This is a genomic window from Actinoplanes sp. NBRC 103695, from assembly GCF_030269485.1.
Lineage (GTDB): Bacteria > Actinomycetota > Actinomycetes > Mycobacteriales > Micromonosporaceae > Actinoplanes.
Genome location: NZ_BSTL01000022.1, coordinates 39,898 through 63,629, shown reverse-complemented (window position 1 = coordinate 63,629; position 23,732 = coordinate 39,898). Strand labels below are relative to the sequence as shown.

Here is a 23,732-nt window from a genome sequence, read left to right as displayed (position 1 = left end):
CCGCCTTCGGCTACCACTCTCGCGCCCAGCTACCACCGCAGGCTACGGCTACCACCCTCGTGCCCGGCTACCACCACAGGCCGCGGCTACCACCCTCGTGCCCGGCTACCACTGACCGCGCCCGGGCAGAGCCGCGAGCGGCGGCAGCGACGGTGAGCAGGCACCCGGGCGCCTGGCAGACCAACCGAAAGCCCACACCCGGCGAAAGCGCCGGCAACAAGCGCACGCACCGAAGAGCCCCGGCAACCCGAGGGAGTCCCCGCCGTGGGAGTCCCGGCAACCCGAGGAGACCGGCAACGCGAGCCGGACCTCCACCGCGAAGAGTGTCTAGTTGTTTCGGTGATCTCGGCTATTGGGTTTCGGTCGCTCGGGACAAGGAATCGATGGCTGCCCGATCCTCATCCGGTCCGATGCGGCGGGCAGCAGCCACGAGTTCCTCACCCACGTCAGGGGCGGTCGCGGACGAAGACGTCGGCTGCCTCGTTGGTGTCGCCCGGGACCAGGTTGCTCGCCCACGACAGGAAACCGACGTGCCGGCCGTCAGCGCTGATCGCCGGCTCCAGGCATGTGCTGTTCGCCTGAGCGCCCCGGGCGGTGACGCTCTCCCTGGTCGTCTCGCCGGTCCGCACGTCATGGACGAAGACGTCCTGCTCGGCGTTCGTGTCGCCGGGCACGAGGTTGGACGCCGCAGAGCCGAACACCACGTACCGCCCACTGGTGTTGATCTTGGTCTGGTAGCTGTAGCCGTCGGCCTGGGCTCGCCGGGTGGAGACGCTGATCCGGGTGGTCGTGCCGCGGCGCCGGTCGCGCACGAACGCGTCCTGCACCACGTTGGTGTCGCCACGGACCAGGTTGGACGCACCCGACACGAACGTGACCCAGCGGCCGTCCGCGCTGATGCCCGGATAGGAACTGACGAACGTCGGCGTGTCCGAGGACGCTTGCGCCTCGGTGTCGGAGACGCTCACCCGGGTCGTGGTGCCGGCCCGGACGTCGCGGACGAAGACGTCGGCCAGCCCGTTCGTGTCGCGGCGCACGAGGTTCGCCGCGCTGGACCAGAACACCACGTACCGGCCACCCGCACTGACGGCGGCGTTCTCGTTCTGGCCGGCCGCCTGCGCGCCGGTGCTGGATACGCTGACCCGGCGGGTCGTCCGCAACCGCAGGTCGTGCAGGAACACGTCGCTGCTGCCGTTGGTGTCCCGGGCTACCAGGTTCGTGGCCGACGAGTGGAATACGACGAAGCGGCCGTCCGGGCTCATCGAGGGCCACCCGCTCCCCAGATCGCCCTGTGCGCCCGCCCCGGACACGCTGACCCGGCGGGTCGTCCGCAACCGCAGATCGTGCACGAACACGTCGTCGGCGTTGTTGTTGTCGCCGCGCACCAGGTTGGACGCTCGGGAGTGGAACGCGACGAACCGGCCGTCCGGGCTGATCGCCGGTTCGGCGCTGGCCCGGTTACCTTGCACTCCCCTGCTCGTCACGCTGACCCGGCGGGTGAGACCGGACCGGCGATCGCGCACGAACACGTCCTCCACGCCGTTGGTGTCGCCGGGCACCAGATTCGTCGACGAGGCGTGGAAGGCCACGGACCGGCCGTCGCCGCTCAGCGCCGGCCCGTCGGCGTAGTAGTCGCCCTGGGCGCCGGTCGTCGACACGCTGACCCGCGAGGTCGTCGCGCCTCCGGTCCCACCCACGGCAACCGCAGGAGAGGCCGTCAGTACCATCACGGCCGCCATCGCGGTCGCCGCGAGCAGCCTCGTCCGGGTGTTCATCGTCTACCCCCTGCTGTCACGCTATGCCTTATCAGCGGTAGAGGTGGCGCAACGGCGTGGAACCGGTGACGGGCCAGGCGGTCGACGGCAGGCTGTTCCCGCGGCTCGGCGGGTGTGCGGCGGTTCCCGGCGTGATCAGAGGGAACTTCTCCGACACCGGTACACCCTGGGTCGCGGGCTACTACGCCCACGGCTACCAGATGCCGGCGTCACCCGGCGCCCAGCCAGTCGAGACGCCCCAGTTCGCGCCGTCACCGGCCTGGACCGCGGGCGCGATCATCTCTACCACCGACGACCTGCACCGGTTCTACGCCGCCCCGCTCGGCGGCCGGCTGCTACGGCCATCACTGCTCAAGCATCGCCTTCCACGACCGCAGTGGGCGCCGGGGCGCCGTCCTCATGCTGCCCACCGAGCCTGACCAGGCGCTCTGGTCACCGTTCCAGCTCACCATCGAAACGGCAGTGTGCCAAATGCCGGCGTAGCCCGCCCCGGGGCGAGGATGGATTGATCACGTTGACGCTCGACACGCTGGACCCGTTGGAAGGCGACGATGGGGCCATGTCCAATTCTCAGGACGCGGCGTTGGGGTAGTCGATGACCTTGGTCGGGATGACCACCCGGCGGGCCAGCGGGCTGGACGACGGGTTGTCGATGTGGCCGCAGACCAACTCGGCGGCGACCCGGCCGATCTCACGGGCGTCATAGGACACCACGATCAGCGGCAGGTCGAGCAGGTCGGCGAAGTCGAAGTCGTCGAAACCGGCCAGGGCGGTCGTGCCGCCGTGCGACCGGATGGCGCGGTAGGCACCGATGGTGTTGCGGTTGTTGGCGGCGAAGACGGCGGTCGGCGGGTCGGGCTGGTCGAGGATCGCGTTCGCCGCCTCGACCGCGGCCGCGACGTGGGGCTGGTTCCGGCGGACGAATCGGTCCTGCACCGCCAGTCCGGCCGCCTCCAGCGCCGCCACATAACCGCGGTAGCGTTCCGAGCCGGTCCAGGTGGCCGCGGGCAGACCGAGGAAACCGATGTTGCGGTGGCCGCGCGCGATCAGCATGCTGGTCGCCTCGTAGGTGCCGCCGAAGTCGTCCAGCAGCACCGCGTCCACGTTGATCCGGTGGGGCGGGCTGGCCGCGAGCACCACCGGGACGGCGGCGAGACCGGCCGGGTCGAGGTGGTCGTGCTGGTTGGCGGCCGGCACCGCGATGATGCCGTCCAGCCGGCGGGCCGCGAAATCCTGGACCAGCTGGCGTTCCCGGTCGGTGTTCTCGCCGGAGTTGGCGAACACGACGCGCATCCCGCGCTTGTCCGCGTGGTCCTCGATGCCGAGGGCGAGCTGGGCGTAGAACGGGTTGGCGATGTTGGTGATGACGACGCCGAGCAGCTTGGTCGAGCCGCCGACCCGCAGGGTGCGCGCGGCCTCGTTGCGCCGGTAACCGAGGGCCGCGACCGCCGCCAGCACACGGCTGCGTTTCTCGGGGGCGACGCTGGGGTCGTCGCGGAGGGTGCGCGACACGGTCATCGGGCTGACGCGCGCGTAGTCGGCGACGTCACGCATCGTCGGGTTCATCGCTGCGATGGTATCGCCATCACGGCGCCGTCTCCCGCCGCGTCAGCCAGGCGGCGCCGACGTGCGCGGCGGTCCGCGGGTGGGCCGCGACCAGCACCTCCACCTGGGCACCGCCGTCGGCCAGCCCGGCGATGAACAGAGGCCCGATCACGTCCCACGACCGGGTCACCGCGCCGCCGACCACGACGGCCCGGGCGGCGAAATCGCGGACGTACGGAGCCAGCGCGCGGCCCAGCCGGCGGTAGGCGGTCAGGGCCCCGGCGTCCCCTGCCCGGATCACCTCCAGCACACCCGCGGCCTGCCGCCCGTGTGCCCGGAGCACCGCCCGGGTGCTGACCGTCTCCTCCAACGGGCGGCCGTCGATCTCCAGCAGGTCGGCCCGGCCCTCAGGTGGCACCGCCGGGCCGTCCCGCACAGCCCGGCCGCGGTCGAGGAAGGCCGATCCCACGCCGGTCCCGAGCGTGATGCCGGCGATCCGGTCCAGGCCCCGGCCGGCCCCGGCGACCCACTCCCCGACCGCGAAGGCCTCCGCGTCGTTCACGAAGGTGATCTCCGCCGGCTGCCCGTCGAGCGCCTCGGCCAGGGCGGCGCGCACATCGACGCCGTTGAGCGTCGTGAACTTCCCGACCCCGGCGTACCGGCCGACGCCCCCGGCATAGTCGAACGGGCCGGGAACGGCGAGGCACAACGGCGTACCCGTCAACGGTTGTGCCGATCGCGCCGCGACCGTGAGCGCCTCGATCAGGTCTCGCACCGTGGCCTGCGGATCCACCCGCCAGGCCGGCGGCGCATCGTCGCGCGCCGTCCAGGTGGCCGGATCGATCCGGGTCGCGCTGACGTGGCTGCCGCCGAGCTCGACCGCCGCGATCATCGGACGAACGCCTTCACCACACGCGCTCCCGCCGGGCCGAGGGCGGTGACCGTGTAGCGACCGGCCGCCGCCGGGATCACCAGCGTCTCGGCGAACGACACCAGGTGCTCGCCGAGTCCGGTGCCGATCCGGACGCCCTGCCCGGCCACCACGTTGAGCACGTGGAAACGGTCGGTCGTGTCCTGCGGCGCCGTCGCCCCGTCCGCCAGCTCCAGGCGGTGCACCTGGAAGAACATCTCGGGCAGGGCTCCGATCAGGTCCTCGCGCCAGCCGGCGCCGGCCTCGACCGTCCGAGGCCGCTGGACGAGATCGGCGCGCGACTCGGGCCCGGTGCGGCTGGTGTCCAGGTTGCCGAACGCGTGGCCGACGTGCACCGGGCGCTGCCGGCCGTCCGCGTCGCGGCGCAGCCAGTCGTAGAAGCGCAGCGAGTAGAGATAGGGCGTCGCGCTGACCTCGAGCACCACGTTGCCCTTGCCGCTGCCGTGCGGGGTGCCGGCTGGGATGAGGAACAGCTGGTGTTCGTCGGCGGGGTGCTGCTGCACGAACCGTTCGATGTCGAAGGGCTCGCCGTGGTCGTGTGCCGCGTGTGCCTGACGCTCGAAGGCGGCCAGGTCCACGCCGTCGCGCAGTCCCAGGTAGACCACGTTCTCCGGCGAGCCCACCATCATGTAATACGTCTCGTGCTGCGGGTACGGCCAGCCGAAAACCGCACGCATGCGGTCCGGCCGCGGATGGCAGTGCACGGAGAGGTTGCCACCGCCGTACGTGTCGAGGTAGTCGAACCGGATCGGGAACGACGTACCGAACCGCGGGTGCACGGCCTCGCCCAGCACCGCTTCCGGGTGCGACGCGACCAGCAGCTGGAACGGTACCTCGACGGCGCCGCCGTCCCGGGTGCCGATCAGGATGCCGCTCTCCGGTCCGATCAGCTCGTACCCGAGGGCGGTGTTGCGCGCGCCGGCGTTCATGCCGAGCTGTTCCTGCGCCCAGTGACCGCCCCACGAGGTGGTGTTGAAGGTCGGCCGGGTGCGCAGCGGACGACGGGACAGCCAGGCCAGCGAGGCGCGGAGATCGGCGCCGGCGAGCAGCTGCGGATCGGCCGGGTCCTGCAGGTCGAGCCATTGCGTGAGGTCTGCGGCGACGGCGTCGCGGTGCCGGTCGAGCAGCGGCCAGTCGACATAGAACAGGCGCCGCGTGTCACCCGCCTCGCCGGCCGGCCGGCCGAGGTTGCGGCCGTGGCCGTCGATCGTCGCCTTTTCCGCGTACCGCTTGGGCAGGTCGGCATACCAGAGCTCGTCGTGCCCGGCCAGAGCGGCGCCGGGGCCGAACACCACGGTCAGCCGGCCGGGGTCGCGTGGCACCGGCGGCACCCGGTCGATGAGATCCGCCAGGGTCCCCGTGGCGAGGGTGGCGAAGTCGGGGTCGCCGGCCAGCTCGCGGGCGGATTCGGTGCGCTTGCGCACCTGATCCCAGCCGACCGTCGCGGTGCGCATGTCGACGAGCAGCGCATCGGGCGGCAGCGCGGTCAGCACGGCGGTCCAGTCCTGCACCATCGGGCCGTCGATCGCGAGCACCGTGCCGGGACGGGGAAGGACGTCGCGGACCGCGTCCCATCCGCGACGGACGGCACCCGTCGCCGGCGGGTAGATCGGCTCGGGCTCGTAACTCATCTGGTCACCCACCCCGGCGATGGTATCGGTACCAGAGTCGCGCAGTCCACATCTCCGTGCCACACCAGGATTTGTTTCCAACGTATTGCCTAGTGTCTATGGTAGCGATACCGTGCCGGAGATGCGGATCACGAAACGGACAGCCAGCGCGCTTCTCGCCGCGGTGCTCACGGCCACGTCGGCCGTCGCCTGCGGGGGCGGCAGCGAGCCGGCCGGCGGCACCGGCCCGCTCTCCCTCTACTCCGACAATCCCACCTGGGAAAAAGGCTTCGTCGACGCCGGCACGGCGCTGCAGAAGATCACCGGCCGCGGCATCAAACCGGTCAGCGTCCCGTCGACCTCCGACTACGAACAGGTGGTGCGGACGTCGATCACCACCCGGAAGACCAACGACCTGGTCAAATGGTGGAGCGGATACAAGCTGCAGGACCTCGCCTCGACCGGGCTGCTGACCGACCTCACCGACGTGTGGAACTCGGCCGAGCAGAAGGGCTGGGTCGACCCGGCGCTCAAGCCCAATTACACCTTCCAGGGCAAGGTGTACGGCCTGCCGATGTACCAGTCCTACTGGGTGGTGTTCTACAGCAAGCCGCTGTTCGCCGAGCACGACATCCAGCCACCGACCACGTTCGCCGAGTTCGAGAAGGCCGCCGCCACCCTCAAGCAGAACGGCGTGACGCCGCTGTGGACTGGCCAGTCCGACACCTGGACGTCGTTCATCCCCTACCAGACCCTGGTCGCCGCCCAGTCCCCCGACTTCTACGCCAAGCTCACCCAGAACCAGGCGGCCTGGACCGACCCGGTCTCCCAGAACGCGATGACCATCTGGAAGGGCTGGATCGACAAGGGCTGGACCACCCCGGCCGACGTCAAGCTCGCCGACGCCCCGGCGATGATGAAATCCGGCAAGGTGGCCATGCTCCCGGTCGGCACCTGGGAGAACAGCAACCTCAAGCTGGCCGGCATGACGCCGGACAAGGACTACGGCGCCTTCTTCATGCCGACCGTGACGCCCGGCGCCCCCCGGTCGACCTTCGTCGAGGGCGGCGCGTGGACCGTGCCCACCAACGCGCCGAACCGCGAGGACGCGGTCAAGCAGCTGGGCAGCTGGCTCGACCCGTCGGTGCAGACGGTCTGGTCCACCTTCCTCGCGGACAGCTCGGCGAACCCCGACGTCCCCTCCACCGACCCGCTCATCAAGAAGCTGCAGACCCAGGTCGCCCAGGACAAGCCGGTGCTGCTGAACCGCTTCTACGAGGCTTTCCCGTCCAAGCTGGTGCTGGCCGCGACCACCGAGCTGCAGGGGTTCATGGTCGACCCGGGCACCGGCCCGAAGACACTCGACGCGATCCAGAAGACCTCCGTGACCGAGTGGGCCGCCTGGAAGAAGCAGGCCGGATGACGGTCCGGGCCGCGGCGTCCCGCGCGGCCTTCCTGTTCCCCGCCGTCGGATGCGTGGCGGTGGTGCTCCTGACGCCGTTCGCCATCACGTTCTACCGCAGCTTCTTCGGTGAGGGCATCGCCCCGGAGTTCACCGGGCTCGCCAACTACGCGCAGATGTTCCGCGACCCGATCCTGGTCAGATCGCTGGTCAACACGCTGATCTGGGTGGTCGGGTCGCTGGTCCTTCCGGTCGGGCTGGGCCTGGCCATCGCGGCGATGACCAACGCCACGAGATGGGGACGCTGGGCGCGGCTGGCGGTGGTGCTGCCGTACGCGATCTCCGGCTCCGCGGTCGCCGTGGTCGGCGCGTTCATGCTCCAGACCAACGGCGCCGTGAACCAGCTGCTGACCGCGGCCGGACTGGACAGCCTCACCGCACAGTGGCTGCTGCTCTGGCCGCAGAACACGATCAGCGCCATCCTGCTGAGCACCTGGCAGAGCACCGGCGTCGCGGTCGTGTTGTTCCTCGTCGGCCTGCAGACCGTGCCGGTGGAGACCATCGAGGCGGCCGCGCTGGACGGCGCGGACGGCTGGAAGCGATTCCGGCACGTCACGTTCCCGCAGTTGCGCGCCGTCACCGTCGTGGTCGTCGGCATCACGCTGGCCAACGCGCTGCGCGCCTTCGACGTCATCTGGGTGCTCACCCAGGGCGGCCCGGCCCGCAGTTCCGAGACGCTCGCCCTGTCGATGTACCGCGAGACGTTCCTGCTCCAGGACGCCGGGCAGGGCTCGGCGATCGCGGTGGTGCTGACGATCGTCGTCGTCGGCGCTTCGTGGATCTATCTGCGCTCGAACCTGAGGAGCAGCCGATGAGGAACCTGACCCCCGGCCGGGTGGTGCGCAATGTCGTCGTGGTGGCACTGGGCCTGATCTGGTTGCTGCCCACCTACCTGTTGATCGTGAACGCGGCCGTCTCCAACGACTCCTACTCGGGAACCGCCCGGTGGTTCCCGGGCAGCTTCGCGCTGTGGGACAACATCGAGGCCGGCTGGCGGGCCGCCGACTTCACCGACACCGCCCGCAACAGCCTGCTCTACGCAGGAGTCTGCGCCGCGGCCGCCGTGCTGATCGCCACGCTGGCCGCGTTCGCCCTGGTGGTGATGCCGGTCCGGCGCAAAGCGCTGTGGTTCTGGCTGATCTACGCCGGCACGCTGCTGCCGCTGCAGGTCTTCGCCCGGCCGTTGTTCCTCGCGGCCTCCACCACCAACCTGTACGACACCCCGTGGGGCTTGGGCATCGTCTACGTCGCGATCTGCATCCCGTTCGCGATGTTCGTGGTCCGCAACTACCTGACCACACTGCCTCCGGAGGTCACCGAGTCGGCCCGGATCGACGGCGCCGGCTGGTTGCGGCTGTTCTGGTCGATCCACGTCCCGCTCTCCCGGTCCGCGATGGCCGCCGCGTTCGTGTTCCAGTTCGTCTACATCTGGAACGAGCTGTTCTTCGGCATCACCCTGTCGCTGAGCCCGGAGGTGCAGCCGGTGATGGCCGCGCTGGCGGGGTTGCAGGGCAACTTCAGCGCCGTCGGCCAGCCCGCGGTCCTGGCCGCCGCCCTGGTCGTGTCGCTGCCCACCGTCGCGCTGTTCTTCGGCTTCCAGAAATTCTTTGTGACCAGCCTCAAGTCCAACATCTGATCCCCGAGGAGGCGCCCGGTGACCACCAAGACATTGATCGCGAGGTCGACCTGGGACTGGGACCTGGCCCGCGACGACCTGCGGAACCGGGCCACCACGGCGTCGGCCGGGCCGATCCGGGTGCAGGCCGAGCCGCTGCTGCGAAGAACCGCGTCGGGAGCGCTGCTGCAATCGGTCCGGGTCCGCGCGGGCCGGGCCTTGACCCAGGCTTCTGTACGCTCGGCGTCCGGCGCCGAGATCCCGGCCCGTGTCGCCGCGGCGCCGGACGGCCTGCGCCTGCTCGTCGCCGAGGTGGCCGCGCCGGAGACGATCACCGTCGAACTGCCCGAGGTCGCGAGCGGCGAGCGCATCGAGCTCGTGCTCACACCGGTCCGCCACTGGGACGTCCACCTCGTGCACCATTCCCACCTCGACATCGGATACACCGACCCCCAGGGCCGGGTCCTCGCCGAGCATCTGTCCTATCTGGACTCCACACTCGACCTGATCCGGGAGACCGACGACTGGCCGGACGACGCCCGGTTCCGCTGGTCGGTGGAGTCGCTGTGGTCGTTCGAGCAGTGGTGCGCCAACCGGCCCGCGGCCTCCGTCGCCGACATGATCGACCGGGTCCGGCAGGGCCGGATCGAGCTCACCGCGATGCCGTTCAACCTGCACACCGAGACCTGCTCGACCGACGAGTTGCACGAACTGCTGCGGATCGCGCGCGACATCCGCCGCCGGCACGGCGTGGACATCCGGGCCGCCATGCAGACCGACGTGCCCGGCGCGGTCGGCGGGCTGGTCGACGTGCTCGCGGAGAACGGGGTGCGTTACCTGTCCGTCGCCCACAACTGGGCCGGCCGGTCGGTGCCGCACCTGACCGGTGGGCAGGACGTGCCACGGCTGTTCTGGTGGCGGGCGCCCAGCGGCGAACGGGTGCTGGTCTGGTCCACCGACACCCCGCACGGGCTCGCCTACATGGAGGGGTCGGTGCTCGGCTTCGACGTCTCCTACGACATGGTCGACGACCTGCTGCCGGCGTACCTGACAGCGCTGGCCACGCGGCCGTACCCGTATGACGGGCGGGCCTTCGGGTTCCCGGTTCCCGACGCTCCCCTGCACCGGCCGCCGTACCCGTGGGACATCCTGCACCTGCGGGTGCAGGGACGCTTCGGCGACAACGCGCCGCCGCGGCGGATCATGGCCGAGAGCGTACGGCGGTGGAACGCCGAGTGGGCCTATCCGCGCCTGCGGCTCTCGCGCAACGAGGACTTCTTCACCGAGGCCGAGCGCCGGTACGGCGAGCGGCTGCCGTCGTTCACCGGCAGCTGGAACGACTGGTGGGCGGACGGCATCGGCTCCGCCGCGCGGCCGTTGCAACTCGTCCGGCGTGCCCAGGCCGCCGTGGCGGACGCCCAGACGGTCAGCACGATCGCCGGCCTGCGTGGCGCGCCCGGCGCGGCCACGGACACCGCCGATGCCCGGGGCGTGTACCTCAACGCCTCTCTCTTCGACGAGCACACCTGGGGTGCGGCGGACCCCTGGACGCACGGCGACGACCACACCCACTCCGGCGAGGAGCAGTGGCACTGGAAGTACCACACCGCGCTCGCCGCGCACGACGACGCCGAGCGGCTGCTCACCCGGGCGGTGGCGCGGCTCGCGGGCACGCTGGACGGCGGCGCCGCGCTGTACGTGGTGAATCCCGCGGCGCACGCGCGGACCGGCGTGGTGACCGCGTTCGTACCGGAGAGCCGCATCCCGATCGAGACGCCGCTGTCGGTGGCCGACCCGCGCACCGGCAAGACGCTGCCGGTCGAGGAGACGCCGCAGCTCAACCCGACGCATCGGGAGGCCGGGCGGTTTCTGCACATCGCGGTGGACGACGTGCCGCCGCTGGGCGTCCTCCGCCTCGACCTGGCCGACGCCGGCCCGCCCACGGCCGCCGCGCCACCACCCGCCGGATCCGTGCTCGAGAACGACGAGCTGCGCATCGAGGTCGATCTGGCGACCGCGGCCATCCACTCGATCATCGACAAGCGCACCGGCGCCGAGCTCGTCGGCCCCGGCGGCACCTTCGGATTCAACGCGTACGTGTACGACCACTACGCGACCGCCGGTGGCATCAACCACCAGTCGTCGAAGACCGAGGCCACGGCGAACCTGGCCCTGCTCGGGTCCCGGGGGACGGCCCGGCCCGCGGCACTGGTCGACGCCGGCCGTACCGCGGTGCGGCAGTGGCTGACCTACGAATCCGTGGCGCCGGGCGCCGACTGGGTCCGCACCACGTTGACGCTGCGACCCGGCACCGGCGTGCTGGAGATCGAGAACCGGATCGCCAAGCCCGCGACGATGGCCAAGGAGAGCGCCTTCTTCGCGTTCCCGTTCGCGTTCACCGACCCGGTCCTCCGGATCGACGCCACCGCGACCGTCAACGGCACCGACCTGCCGTACGTGCCCGGCGGAGCCGCCCACATGCAGGCCGTCCGGCACTGGATCGGTCTGCACGCCGACGGATTCGGGGCGGCCTGGGTGACCGTCGACGCCCCCCTGGTCCAGCTCGGCGCGATCGCCGTACCGTACGCGCCGTTCCCGGTCTCGACGCCGTCGCACGAGCCCGGCACCATCTACTCCTGGGTGCACAACAACCTCTGGGACACCAATTTTCCCAGCCGCCAGGCGTTCGAGATGACGTTCCGGTACCGCGTCGCGGCAAGCCCGTCGGACAGCCCCGACGCGACATCCGCCTTCGCCGCCCGCATCGCGGCCGACGCCACCAGCCCGCTCGCCGCGGTGCCGGCGCCGGCCTCCGCCCCGACCGGCCCGATCGCCGCCGCCGGTCCGGCCGTCACCCTCTCCGACGATCGGGTGCGGCTGGTCGGGCTCACCACGCCGGCGCCCGGGCAGCTCCTCGTGCGACTGCGATCCGTCGCCTCGGCCCCGGTGAACTGCACGATCACGCCGGGTTTCCCCGCCGGCGCCGCCTGGACGGCCACCTATCTGGGCGAGTCCCGCTCGGCCCTGGAGATCCACGACGCGAAGGTCACCGCCACCGTGCCGGCCTTCGGAACCACCGCAGTGCTGCTGACCTTTCCCACCACCGAGGAGTGAGCATGCGCCACGCCGTCCGTCTCGCCGTCACCACCGGGCTCGCCACGCTGCTGGCCGGTTCGGCAGGTGCGGTGCCCGCCGCCGCGGCGGGCACCTGGAAAGACCGGGCCACCGCCGCCTACCGGTCGCTGCAGGAGCACCTCTACGTCGACCCGCTCTACCAGGAGAACTATCCGAAACAGCCGGCTGACAACCCGTACTCGTATCTCTGGCCCTATCGCGAAGCCGTCACCGCGGCCCTGTCCCTGCACGAGGCGCCCGGCGACAGCCCGGTGAGCCGGCGTGACCTCGCCGCCCGGTTCGCCGGCTTCGACGCGTACTTCAGCGGCACGCCCGGCAGCGCCGGCTACCAGTCCTACGTCGTGCCCCCGCTGGGCACCGGCGGGGACCTGTTCTACGACGACAACGCGATCGTCGGGCTGGAATTCGTGCGCGGTTATCACGCCACCGGCGACAGCCGGCTGATCCCGCACGCCGTCGACGCGCTGAAGGCGGTCGAGCGCGGCTGGGACAACGACCCGTCGCGACCTTGCCCCGGCGGCGAGAAATGGGTCGAGTCGGCGAACAACTCGTTCCGGGCCGCCAATGTCACCGGACTCGGCGCCCAGCTCGCCGCCCATCTCTACCTGATCCGGCACCAGCGGGCCGATCTCGACTTCGCCCGCAGACTGTTCGGCTGGAACCAGCGTTGCCTGCGGCAGAGCGCCGGCCTGTACTGGAACGACATCTCCTACGACGGCGTCGTCAACGAGACGCTGTGGACCTACAACTCCGGCGCGATGATCGCCTCGGCCACCCTGCTCTACCGGGCCACACACGACCGCTCCTACCTCCGCGAGGCGGTCGCCGCGGCGCGCGGCGCGCTGGACTACTGGACCACCGGCGACCGCCTCTACCAGCAGCCCGCCATCTTCAACGCGTACCTGCTCAACGACTTGCTGCTCCTCTCCTCGGAGGCTCCGGACGCGCGCTACCGGGCCGTATTCGAGCGGTACGCCGCCCGGCTGTGGTCCGAGAACCGCGACGCGGCCACCGGCCTGTTCCACTTCCAGGCCAGCGGCGGCGGCGCACCCGACCCGGCGAACGTTCCCGCGCAGACCCTGGAGCAGTCCGCGGTCGTCCAGATCTTCGCGGCGCTGGCCTGGAGCCCGCGCGACCACTGGCGCATCGCCTAGGTCGTGTTCAAAACCCGGGCAAGCGCGAGGCGAGGTCGAGAGTGTGGCTGACGGCGTCCGGCGCGCTCTGGGCCACGCCTTCGGGTGACCCGTCCGAGCCATACCCGCACCATAGCTTCAGAAGGGGAACTTCGGGCGCACGACACCAGTCGTGGCCCGTACGTCCGGACCAGCGGTCCGGCAGCCCGCTCCCCGGGCGGAGGTCCATCCGGCGTCGATACCCACCGGTGTGTCTGACATACCCACCTGCGGCGGCGCTCATGTCAGACGCGGGGCGGCCGATCAGAGCTTAGTGAGATGGCTCATACACGGACGCGCTAGGCGACTCGCAGGCACGTTTCTGGTACTCGCGGTGCTGGCGTCTGGTGGTGTTGCGACCGCGTTCGCCACCTCGGTGGTCAGCCGTGGGCAAGAGCGGCTCGCCGAACAGGCGATGACCCAGTCGATGAACGAGTCCGCGGGCGTTATCGCCGACGGCATCGGCGCCTACAAGGATGCGTTGCTGGATGTGGCGACGGCGGTCGGGGCGGGCTTCACGCAGCTGAACGCTCGAACGTTCGCGCACCTCACCGTGGCGCTCAGTGCCGAACGCCTGGCGGGCGCCACCAGCATTTCGTTCGTGGTGCCGGCCGCTGACTCGCAGGTGGCACAGACTCAGGCATACTGGCGGGCCCGGGGCCCCGCCACACTCACCCTCTACCGCACACGGGCCGAGGCGGAACACCAGTTCGTCATCTTCACACGATCCTTCAACTCGCGAGCGCCGACGCCGGGCCGTGACCTCGCCTTGACGCCGGCCACCGCGGAGGCGCTGAACACCGCCCAGCACGTCTGGTCGTTCGCCATGGGCCCGGCGCACATCGCCGTACGGGACCGTCAATTGCCCGCAGCACAGCAGAAGCTCTCGGTGACGATGGCCATACCGGTGCTGGACGGTGTGGGAGCCTTCCGGGGCTGGATCGTGATGGGCGCCTACGCGGACGACTTCCTGCGAGCCACGCTCACCGGCCGGATAAGCGACCACGTCAATCTGACGCTCACCGACGTCGATCCGCAGGCGCCGCGAACCATCGTGTCCATCGACGCGGGCGCGCCGTTGGACGAGCCTGGCCTCGATCGCGGACGGGACCTGTACATCGGTCAGCGTCTCTGGCGCCTCGGGCTGACGCCCACCAGCACCCTGCTCGGCGACGGCGACCGCCGGCTGCGCCGGTTCACGCCATGGGCCGGTGGTGCGTTCACGTTGTTGCTGGCCGCACTGGTCGCAGTGCTGGCGGGCGCCCGCAACCGTGCGATGGACCAGGTTGACCGCGCGACCGCCGCGCTGCGACATGACATCGCGCGTCGGCAGGAGGTCGAGCGGCAACTGCGGGAACGTGAGCGTGAACTGCACGAGATGGCATTCCACGACCAGCTGACCGGCCTCGTGAACCGCAGCCTGTTCTACGACCGGGTGGCCGAAGCGCTGGACGACCATGCCGGCCGGGCGAGCGTCTTCGCGGTGTTGTTCATCGACCTGGACGGCTTCAAAGCGGTCAATGACGCGTACGGTCACAGTGCCGGCGACCTCGTCCTGCGGACCACTGCGGAGCGCCTGCTGAACTCCACCCGGGGCAGCGACACCGTGGCGCGCTTCGGCGGTGACGAGTTCGCAGTCCTCCTCGAGCACATGGCCGGCTCCGCCGACGCGTGTGCCATAGCGGACCGGATAGTCGCCGACCTGCGCGTGCCGATTCGGGTCGGCTCCGACGAGGTGACCGTCACCGCGAGCGTCGGCATCCGGCTGAACCTGCCGGACGACGACACCGACATGATCCTGCGTGCCGCCGACCTGGCCATGTATCAGGCCAAGACATCCGGCAAGTCGCAACACGTGCTGGCGGCCGTCTGACCTTCGGCCTCACTCACCGGATCAGCCACTCGTTCACCTTCGCCGTGGCTTGATCGAAGTTCTGGGCGTACCAGCCGATGTCCTGGTAGACGGTCACACCCGTATTGACCGGGCCGTAGACCTGAACCTTGAGCGCGTTCGGGGGCAGGTTCGGTTCGGCCGCCATGTTCACCGGCGCGGTGCCGACCGCTTCGGAGATGGCGGCGACCGCCTCCGGGCTCACCAGCGTCTGAATGAACTGCCTGGCGGCCTCCTTGTTCGCAGACCCCTTCGGCACCGCGAAGGCGTTCAAGGTCGTCACGGTCTTGTCCCAGACGATGGTGAGGTCGTTGCCGTCGTTCATCAGCGGGACGAGCCGCGAGTCGGGCAGCAGGAACATGTCCACCTGCTTCGCGCCGACTGCCTGCTGGAGAGCGCCGAAGTTCGGAGCGAACGTGACCTGCTTGCGGATGGTTGCCAGCTTCTTCAGCGAACGGTCGATGTCGAGGGGGTAGATGTCCTCCGGAGCCACCTTGTCAGCCAGCAGTGGGTACTCGAGGATGCCGTTCTGGAGAGAGGGAGTGATGCCTCGCTGCCCCGGGAACCGCCGAATGTCGAAGAAGTCCGCAACGGTCTTAGGTGCGGTTTTCGAGTCGGGGAACGCCTCGGTCCGGTAGGCGATCGGAGTCGCGTTGATCCAGTTGCCGAGATAGCACTTGCCGACGGTCAGAGGAACGAGGTCCGTGGTGTCCAGACCGGGGAAGTCGAGCTCCTCGAAGAGCGTTCCGCAGCCCTGAGCCGCAGCCGCCGGCGAGACGGCGACGACGTCCCACTTCACGGCGTTACTCGAGACCTGGGCCTTCACCTGCGCCAGGTCGGGGGGCGACGTGTTGACAAACGTGACCTCGGGGTGGGCCGCGGCGTAGGGCTTCTGATAATTGTCGATCATCGCCTGCTGGCCCGCGCCGCCGTAGGCGGCGAACGTCAGAGTGACTTCACCACCGGTCCCGCTCGGGGACGCACCGCCGACGCCGCAGGACGTCAGCATGGAAGCAGTGATGGCCGCGCCGACCGCACGGCGGACGTAACTGTTCTTCACAACCCGTAATCTTTCACCATTTTAGGAGGGTTCGATCCGTTTTCCGCCAGCGAAGTAGAGTCGAGCGCTAGCCGGCACAGCAAGGCTCAGCTCAAGGCGATCGAGGATCTCAAGAAGGTCTACGGGCTCGGCTACGAGCTACACAGCTACACCTACGGCCACACCTACTCCGCGTACACCGGGTAACCGGATCGAGTACCAGCGTGCGCACGCTGTTGTGGGACTTCGGGGGCTTCACCCGCAGTCTGCTGCCAGGGTCCTCGACCACGATCTGCCGGCACACCTTGAGCGCCCCTTGGTCCGTTTCCAGGTCACCACAACGCAGACCACACAGTTCCCCGCGCCGCAGCCCGGAAACCAGCAGCAACCGCCACATCGGGTAGAGCCGGTCCTCCCGGACGTACTCGTCACGGTAGGCGCGCTCGGTCATCCGCGCGCTCAGCCGCGACGCGCGCACCCTGCCCAGGTACGGCCCACAGGGTTTGTCACCCGACAGCGCCCGTGATCGGGTATCCGCCTCTCGGCCATGAGAGTGAGGCCGTCGATTGGTCTACTGACACCGAGGAGTCGCGCGTCGGCGGCAAGCTCACGACCGACAGACGAGTGCACCCCTGACGTCAGACGACCTATTGCCACGACGCACGTGAGCGCCGCGAATCTGATCCCTGTCCTCTCATGATCCGTAGCAGTTGAGTTACGGCGTGGGTGAGAGGGATGGCTTCTTGCTCTATCCGGCGAAAAGGGGTCGGGCCCGCGGTAGCGATGGTGGCGTACGCGACGGTCTCGGCTTCGGTCAAATGGGGCAAGAGCTCCGCTGACGGCTTGATGGGCCGGCCGGCCTTGTCGTGGTTCACGCCATGCGGGGAGTAGTGGTGCAGGTCGGTGGCTTCCATGAGGATCGAGGGGACATGTTTTGCCGGCGCCCCGTCCGGCGCGGGCACGGCGAGCGTGGCGCGGAAGTGGTCGAGGATCGCGTACCCGTCCGCGTCGATGTCGCCCCAGTAGACGACGTGATCCGCGGAGCGGATCCAGGGCACGTTCGCGAGCAGGGCGGCTGCGGCCTTCCCGCCACCCTCGACCACGATCGTGTCGCGGACCGCGGGGAACCAGAGGCGGGAATCGCGGTTCTCCACGACGAGGACGACGCGCGGCTGGTAGGCGATGTCGTGCACGTCCCCGGTGGTCCAGGCGTCGTGCCTCCGCCGGCCCGACGCAGCATGGCCCGGGTCGACATAGGTCAGGTGCATGACGGTCAGCCGCGGCCGGACTTCGTCGCGGACATCGCGTCCGGTGACGTCACGCAGCAATGCGCCGTGAGTGTCGAGCCACTTGGTGTGCATCCCGGGCACCGGAAGTTGCCGCAGCGTCCAGCTGCCGGCGTCGGGGTGCCGGCGTAGCCAGGTCACCGCGTTGATCAGCACGTCAACGTCGTTGGCGGAAAGGCCGTAGACGGCCCGCAGCGTGGCCGGGGTGAGGGTGGCGCCGGCGGATTGCAGGGTCGATGCCAGCGCACGGGCCCGGCCGATGTCCACGGCGAGGGGTTCAGCACCGTTGCGGGTGTCGGCGACGAGCGTGGCGGCGCCGTCCAGGTCTGCGTTGAGCACGGCCGGGAAATCGCCGGCGACGCCTCGGATCGTCACCGCGGTGCGGACGACTTCCACGCCGGCAGGAAGCCGATCGCAGAAGTCGCGCCACTGCATGTGCCAGCTATGCCAGGTGGTGTGCCCGAGCTGCTCAACAGCCTTGCCCGTTCTCACCCCCGGGCGGAGCCGGACGGAGAACACGACGCGGTCGCCGACACCGAGCTCCGCGCACGCGGCCTCCTCCCACTTCTGTTCGATCCTGCTGCGGACAGCCGCGACGGCGTCCTGTGGGGTGCTGAGCCCTCTCATGCGTCCGGGACACCGACCAGGAGCTTTGCCCAGGATCGGCCGTGGGCGTTCTTGAGGATCACGTACTCCGCGTCCACGTGTGGTTCGATCGCGCTGTGCTTGTCGTTCGGGGCGCCGATGACCAGTTGGAAGCCCAGTCCGCGCCACGCGCCGATGGCTCGGCCGGTGAAATGCGCGTCCGCCTTGATCAACGCCTCGTCGAGGAAGACCGGGGCATAGCGGGGACGGGCAGCGCCCGCGTCGCCCAGCTGGTAACGCAGCGCGGCGCCGACGATGAACGCGACGAGCTCCTGCGACTCGCCGCCGGACTTCTCACCGATGTGGTCGTAGACGGCGACGTGCGTACCGTCGAGGTCGATCTTCTCGGCACTGATCCGGACATGGTTGCGCACGTCGACGAGGTCGGCGAAATCCGGCGCGGCGCGGCGGATGCGGTCGATCACCTTGGCCATCCGATGATAGGCGCGTTCCCGGTCGTCCTCTGTCGCGGCCTGATCGATGAAGGCGCGTACGTCGCGCAACTCCTTGCGGAAGCGGGCGCGCGCCGTGGAGTGACTCTCCTGCGGGTCGATGCGCAGCCGGTGTTCGTCGTCGGCGAACGGCAGTTCGGCGAGGATTCGGTTGACCGGGTCGATCCGGTCGCGGATCTCCCGGACCGCTGCGGCGAGCTCGCTGTCCAGGCCGGTCAGGTCGTTGCCGGACAGGTTGAGCAGACTGTCGCGCCATTCGGTCTCCAGCTCGTGCAGGCCGCTGGTCTGCAGGTCGGTGAGCAGGTGGTCGAAGTCGCGGTAAGAGGCATCCGGGTCGATGCCGAGGTTCGGGTTCGGCCAGCGCTCGAGGAAGGTCGAGAACGTGTCGAGCAGCGCCTTCCTCGACCGGCCGATCGACTCCGTCGCGAAGCGCCGGTCGGTGTCGAGCCGCTCGGCGGCGCGTTTCACGCCGGCGTCGAACCGCGCGAGCACGTCTATCGGGCTGGTGCCGTCCGTCTCGCTGTCGAACAGGGTTTCCAGGTAGTCCTGGTGTTCCGGGCTGAGGTCGACGCCTGACTCGGCGGCGTTGTCGAGCGCCAGCTGGGCGCTGTCCACCTCGTCGACAGTCGACGCCCATGACTCACCGACCGCCTTCACGGCGTCCTTCTGCCGGCCGACCCGCTCGGTCAGATCCCTGACCTGCTGCTTGAGGTCGTCCAGCCGGTGCTGCAGTTGATCGATCTCCGGATTGCCGGCGCGGATTTCGTCGATGACGCGGTTCCAGTGCTTCTGTTCCGCCCGGACGGCGTCGACATCCACCTGATCCCACGACGACTCGGTCAAGATTTGATAGGTCGTACGTCTGGCTTCCACCGAGTTGAGGTTCTCCTCCCCTCTCGAGACCCCCGCGACGGCGTCGGCGGAGCGATTGCGTGCGAGGCTGATCCGGTTCTCGAGTTGGGCGAGCGTCCTGCCGTTCGTGAAGCCGAGCACATTGGGCCGGCCGTGGCCACCGTGCGCGCCCCGGCCACCGTCCGACGTCTGGCCGGTGATCGTGAGTGCCTTGGCGTACTGCGGCAGCAGCCTGGGCGTGTCGACGCAGACGAAGGCGAACCGGCGGGCGAGTTCGCCCTTGAGCCAGGCGGTGAACGGCGATGGCCGGTAGTCGAGCCGGCCGGGGAGAGTCCTGCCGTCGAGTCCGACCTCGTCACGCAGCCCCGTGCGTACGCCCTCGAACTGGACCCGCCGTACGGTCGGCACCGAGTCGATCGCCTCGCGGAACGTGCTCAACCTGCCGATGTCGATCAGCATCCGGGTGGCGAATCCGCCGAGCGCCAGGTTGAACGCCTCGCGCCAGGGTTCGAACTCCGTCCGCACCTCGATCAGCTCGCCGACGAACGGCAGGTCCTCGGGGCCGAGTTCGGCAGCCTCGGCCAACGCCGCGCGAGCCGCGTGCAGGTCTGTCGGGATGTTGCCCCGGCGGCCTTTGACCGCGTTGCGCTCGGCGAGCAACCCTTCCAGCTCTCGCTCGGCCGCCTTCTTCTCCGCCACCGCCTCGGCGTACGCGTTCTGAGCAGTCCGCCGGGCGTCGACGTCGGCCAGAGAGCGATGCGCCGTCTCGACCAGTCCGGCGAAGTCGGCACCGGTTGAGACAGAGGCCCCGATCGTGACCAGTGCCCGGTCCAGTCGCTCCCGGGCCCGTTCGACGTCGCCCAGCCGCTGCTCCACGACGCGGATTTCTCGTTGCGCGGTCTCCATGCGGTCGCCACCGGACGCGCGAATGGTGTCGGCCACCCCGTCGCGCTGTGCCTCGGCCGCGGCGACCAAGGCGTTCGTCTCCGCCAGTTCCTCCTGGGCTCGGCGGTGCCGCTGGTCCAGATCCCCCTCTGCCGAGCGCAGCAGGTCGAGGCGGCGTTGGTGACGCCACAACGCGGCCGGGGAGGACGCATCGGTGAAGGATCCGATCTCGTCGATCGAGCGCAACCGGTCCACCGATTCGTCGATGGTTCGCCGGTGCTCGCGGATCGGGGTCAACGCCTTCACCTGCTGGCGGGCTGTGATCATCCGGGCCCGGGTGCCGGACAGCTCGTCGAACTGCTGCACCACCGCGTCCGCAGTGGCCAGCGTGGACGGCTCCTCCAGGACCATCGTCTTGTACAGAGCGTCGACCGTGGTGATCTGCTGGCCGGCCTGGATCCGTCCCAGCAACGCGACCGCCTTGTGCCCGTCGCCCGCGGCGCCGATACCGAGCGTGGTGTGCAGACGCGCGGTGAACTCCCGGTCGGTGGGAAGCAGTTTCAAGCCGGTCGCCTCGACGTCGTCACGGGCGAACTTCCTGCTCGCCGGACCCTCCAGCTCCCGCAGCTGATAGCCGTGGTCACAGGTGGCGCGTACCGCCGCGACGTCATCCAGGCTGCGGGCGGACGACGGAACGTACCAGGCCCGAAGCGCGGTGAACTCGGCCCCGGTGTGGTCCACCCAGGTCATCGCGATGGCGGACCAGGTGTCGCGGCCGTCGCCACGCAGCACCCGCAACCTCGTCTCACCGTCGGTGCGGGACTCGTCGAGCTTGCCGCGCGCGTACGAAAGGATGTTGCGTTGGTCCTTGCCCCGCGGCCGGCCGACCACTCCGCCGTTGGATGCCCCGTTGAAGGGAGTCGTGTGCGGCATGAGCAAAGCGATGTACGAGTCCATCAGCGTCGACTTACCTGATCCGGAACCTCCGCTCAGCAGGGTCGCGCCAGGCGCAAGCCGCAGGTGGTGGTACCCGTCGTAGCCGCCCCAATTGACCAGTTGCAGATCCCGCAGTACCCACTGCTGACCTCGCGACGCTGCCGGGACCAGCCCGAACAGCGTGTCGATCATGCTCACGCGGTGGCCTCGTTCTGTTCGCGCAGCCACTGGTCCAGCTCGGCGAGCTTCTCCGTGCTCAGCACGACCTCCACCATCGGGGTGATCCGATACCGGCCCGCGGACTCCTCGGCCAGCAGACCTTCGGTGACCAGCCGCTGCACGGCGTTACGCACCTCCAGCTGGCGCCGGGCCAGGTTGTGGTCGTGCGGGTCGAAGTAGGTCAGCACGGTCTGCTCCAGTTCCTCGATGTCCACCCGCGCGGACGTCTCACCCGTGCCACGTTCGCGCTGGAACACGGTCCGCAGGTGTACCAGGACCAGAGTCTCGGCCCGGTTGTAGGGGTCGTCCTTGAGCAGGATCGGCACGTCCAGCTCCACCGACCGCACCTGCTGCTTGTAGGCGACACCTCGATCGTGGTCGACCACGAGGCGCACGAACAGGTCGTGCATACGCGATTCGATGATCTGCTGGTTCTCCAGCAACGTGCGCCACTGCGCCGAGTTCTTCTCGGCGAGCAGGAACTTACGTCGCAACAACTGGACCAGCACCCGTCGTACGTCCGCGTCCAACGTGCCCGCGTCACCGGCGAACAGCTCGGCCGGATCCTCCTCCATCGGAACCGGGTCGATGAACCCGGCCGCCATGCCCGCCGGCCGGCCATCGTCGACGCCGACCGGCTCACTCATCCCCATCGCTCCCGTCCCCGACAGCCGGATTCGCCGCCACCACACTGCCGAGAGCGAACCGTCTGCGAGTCCGATCGGGTCGCACCGTGTCCACCACCACGACCTCGGCCGTCTCGGTCATCCCGGTGTCATGTGCGATCTCCAGCAGACCGAGCAGATCGACCGGCCGTCGGATCTCCTCGCTCGCTGCGCGGAACGCGGCCACGACATCCACACTCGGCGCCCCGCCCGCGAACGCTTCCAGATGCGCATGCAACTCGGCGTACCGAGGGCCGCCCCATGCCCGCGTGTCCGCAGCCGGCAGGTCCTCGGTCTCGTCCCATTCCCGCAGTGGCGTGGGCGGCTGTGGTGGCCGCAGGTCACTCATCCGCTGGCGCAGGTGCCCGACGTCGGCGACCGGCAGGCGCCGCAGCGGCTCGACGGCCTCGCCGCGGCGAGAGCCGGGAACCCACTTGTGCAGGCCCGACATCACGTCCCTCAGCAGTTCGTCCACCTGGCGGTCCCGCATCGGATCGTGGTTGCGAACCTGGGTGGTGATGACATGCGATGCCTGCCTCTGGGCGGCCAGCACCTCTTTGACCCCCTGCTCGATCCGCCGCGATATCTCGGTAAGCTCACGCCGCTGCTGCGGCGGCAGCAGCTCGGTGAACCGGTGCCGCAGCACGGTGCGTAGCTGGCCCCACAGGTCATCGATCTGCGCTGGATCCCCGATCAGGCGCAGCGCCCCCGCGAACGCGCGGCCCTCCGGTGTCGCATCCAGGATTCGCTGGCCGCGCGCAAGGTACTCGCGCAACACCTCACCGGTGGGCCGTACGTCGTGCCGCAACTCCGCGACAACGTCGCGCTGAATGGCCTTGATCGACTCGGCCACGCGAGCGAAATCCGCAGGTAGCTCGCGCGCCAGGTGCAACACGTTCTCGGCCTCCTCGAGCAGCTGCTCGTCGTCGGCAGTCTCGACGGCACCGCCCTTTTCGAGCAGGGTCAGCTCCTTCCGCCGCTGCTCGATCTCCTCATGCAGGCGCACCATCCGGGACATCAGGTCCGGATCAGCGTCCTGGGCCAGTCGCTCAATCGCCTCCAGCAGTGTCCTGACCCGCGACTCCGACACCCTCGTACGCGCTCCGCCGACCCGTCCGGCGACCTCGAGTGCACCGACGCCGTACGCCGAGAGCCGGTACGCCTCGACATCGTCGTCGTACACCTGTCGCACCAACCACCCCGCCTGCACCCACTGCCGGCAGAGATCGCGCGCGTTTCCCGCGGGCAGCGGCTGGCTGTCCTCGTCGCCGTAGCCCGCAGCCCGCAACTGATCAAGGGCGTCGTTGATCTCCGCATGCGCGACCACCACCGCAACAGTCGGGCGCTCCGCGGTGAAGACCGTTGCCAGCACCGTCACCACGAACGGCGCGTGCATCTGATGAAGCAGGGCGAGCATCGGGTTCTGAAAAGCCCGAAGCGCACCCTGGTAGGCACCTTCAACACCTCGCGTAACCATCAACACAGAGCCTACGGCGCAGGTACGACACTGAAGACCTCACCATTGCCGCCGGCACTCCTGCCTGCGGTGCTCGCCGATGCCCTTCCGACTGAACCGGGCAGTGTCACGAGATCGAGACTGAGCAAAGGTCCGCTTGG

Annotated in this window: 16 protein-coding genes; 7 read left to right on the top strand and 9 right to left on the bottom strand. The window is 69.6% G+C overall.

Features of this window, described 5'->3' with window-relative positions; translation table 11 throughout:
• Positions 1 to 446 precede the first annotated feature (446 nt).
• Positions 447 to 1,775, bottom strand: coding sequence for a TolB family protein (locus QSK31_RS33850; RefSeq protein WP_285688670.1), 1,329 nt, complete (start codon positions 1,773 to 1,775; stop codon positions 447 to 449).
• Between the two features lie 56 nt (positions 1,776 to 1,831).
• On the opposite strand from QSK31_RS33850, the gene QSK31_RS33845 reads away from it, so the two are divergent.
• Positions 1,832 to 2,194 carry a serine hydrolase gene (locus QSK31_RS33845; protein WP_285688669.1) on the top strand — a complete coding sequence of 121 codons (363 nt, stop codon included), beginning with the start codon at positions 1,832 to 1,834 and terminating at the stop codon, positions 2,192 to 2,194.
• Between the two features lie 151 nt (positions 2,195 to 2,345).
• Here the strand turns inward: QSK31_RS33845 and QSK31_RS33840 are convergent, their stop codons facing one another.
• The 3 genes from QSK31_RS33840 to QSK31_RS33830 are packed head-to-tail and all read right to left on the bottom strand — an operon-like array spanning position 2,346 to position 5,882.
• The gene (locus tag QSK31_RS33840; RefSeq protein WP_285688668.1) at positions 2,346 to 3,341 is read right to left on the bottom strand and encodes a LacI family DNA-binding transcriptional regulator; all 996 of its coding nucleotides are present in this window, start codon (positions 3,339 to 3,341) and stop codon (positions 2,346 to 2,348) included.
• 19 nt (positions 3,342 to 3,360) lie between these two features.
• A complete protein-coding gene (locus QSK31_RS33835; protein WP_285688667.1) occupies positions 3,361 to 4,212 on the bottom strand; it encodes an ROK family protein in 852 nt (283 codons plus the stop codon).
• Positions 4,209 to 5,882, bottom strand: coding sequence for a class I mannose-6-phosphate isomerase (locus tag QSK31_RS33830; protein WP_285688666.1), 1,674 nt, complete (start codon positions 5,880 to 5,882; stop codon positions 4,209 to 4,211). The genes QSK31_RS33835 and QSK31_RS33830 overlap by 4 nt, the downstream gene beginning before the upstream one ends.
• Positions 5,883 to 6,003: 121 nt before the next feature.
• Here QSK31_RS33830 and QSK31_RS33825 point away from each other — a divergent pair, with 121 nt between their 5' ends.
• The 6 genes from QSK31_RS33825 to QSK31_RS33800 all read left to right on the top strand — a co-directional run bounded on the left by QSK31_RS33825 (position 6,004) and on the right by QSK31_RS33800 (position 15,118).
• Positions 6,004 to 7,284 carry an ABC transporter substrate-binding protein gene (locus tag QSK31_RS33825; RefSeq protein WP_285688665.1) on the top strand — a complete coding sequence of 427 codons (1,281 nt, stop codon included), beginning with the start codon at positions 6,004 to 6,006 and terminating at the stop codon, positions 7,282 to 7,284.
• Positions 7,281 to 8,138 (top strand): carbohydrate ABC transporter permease, encoded by an 858-nt coding sequence (locus QSK31_RS33820; protein ID WP_285688664.1) that lies wholly within the window; start codon positions 7,281 to 7,283, stop codon positions 8,136 to 8,138. The genes QSK31_RS33825 and QSK31_RS33820 overlap by 4 nt, the downstream gene beginning before the upstream one ends.
• Complete coding sequence (locus QSK31_RS33815) at positions 8,135 to 8,959, top strand: carbohydrate ABC transporter permease (RefSeq protein ID WP_285688663.1); 825 nt, start codon at positions 8,135 to 8,137, stop codon at positions 8,957 to 8,959. Before QSK31_RS33820 ends, QSK31_RS33815 begins: the two co-directional genes overlap by 4 nt.
• Before the next feature lie 18 nt (positions 8,960 to 8,977).
• Entirely contained in the window at positions 8,978 to 12,052 is a 3,075-nt protein-coding gene (locus QSK31_RS33810; protein WP_285688662.1) for a glycoside hydrolase family 38 N-terminal domain-containing protein, read from the top strand.
• Positions 12,053 to 12,054: 2 nt separating this feature from the next.
• A complete protein-coding gene (locus QSK31_RS33805) occupies positions 12,055 to 13,227 on the top strand; it encodes a glycoside hydrolase family 76 protein (protein WP_285688661.1) in 1,173 nt (390 codons plus the stop codon).
• A gap of 352 nt (positions 13,228 to 13,579) precedes the next feature.
• Positions 13,580 to 15,118 (top strand): sensor domain-containing diguanylate cyclase, encoded by a 1,539-nt coding sequence (locus QSK31_RS33800; protein ID WP_285688660.1) that lies wholly within the window; start codon positions 13,580 to 13,582, stop codon positions 15,116 to 15,118.
• 13 nt (positions 15,119 to 15,131) lie between these two features.
• Here the strand turns inward: QSK31_RS33800 and QSK31_RS33795 are convergent, their stop codons facing one another.
• From QSK31_RS33795 to QSK31_RS33775, 5 genes are all read right to left on the bottom strand, one after another.
• Positions 15,132 to 16,196: an extracellular solute-binding protein gene (locus QSK31_RS33795; protein ID WP_285688658.1), complete on the bottom strand. Its 1,065-nt coding sequence runs from the start codon at positions 16,194 to 16,196 to the stop codon at positions 15,132 to 15,134.
• Between the two features lie 626 nt (positions 16,197 to 16,822).
• Positions 16,823 to 18,088 carry a Wadjet anti-phage system protein JetD domain-containing protein gene (locus QSK31_RS33790; RefSeq protein ID WP_285688657.1) on the bottom strand — a complete coding sequence of 422 codons (1,266 nt, stop codon included), beginning with the start codon at positions 18,086 to 18,088 and terminating at the stop codon, positions 16,823 to 16,825.
• Complete coding sequence (locus QSK31_RS33785) at positions 18,085 to 21,423, bottom strand: ATP-binding protein (protein WP_285688766.1); 3,339 nt, start codon at positions 21,421 to 21,423, stop codon at positions 18,085 to 18,087. Before QSK31_RS33785 ends, QSK31_RS33790 begins: the two co-directional genes overlap by 4 nt.
• 2 nt (positions 21,424 to 21,425) lie before the next feature.
• A complete protein-coding gene (locus QSK31_RS33780; RefSeq protein ID WP_285688656.1) occupies positions 21,426 to 22,097 on the bottom strand; it encodes a DUF4194 domain-containing protein in 672 nt (223 codons plus the stop codon).
• Entirely contained in the window at positions 22,090 to 23,592 is a 1,503-nt protein-coding gene (locus QSK31_RS33775) for a DUF3375 domain-containing protein (protein ID WP_285688655.1), read from the bottom strand. The genes QSK31_RS33780 and QSK31_RS33775 overlap by 8 nt, the downstream gene beginning before the upstream one ends.
• Between the last annotated feature and the right edge of the window lie 140 nt (positions 23,593 to 23,732).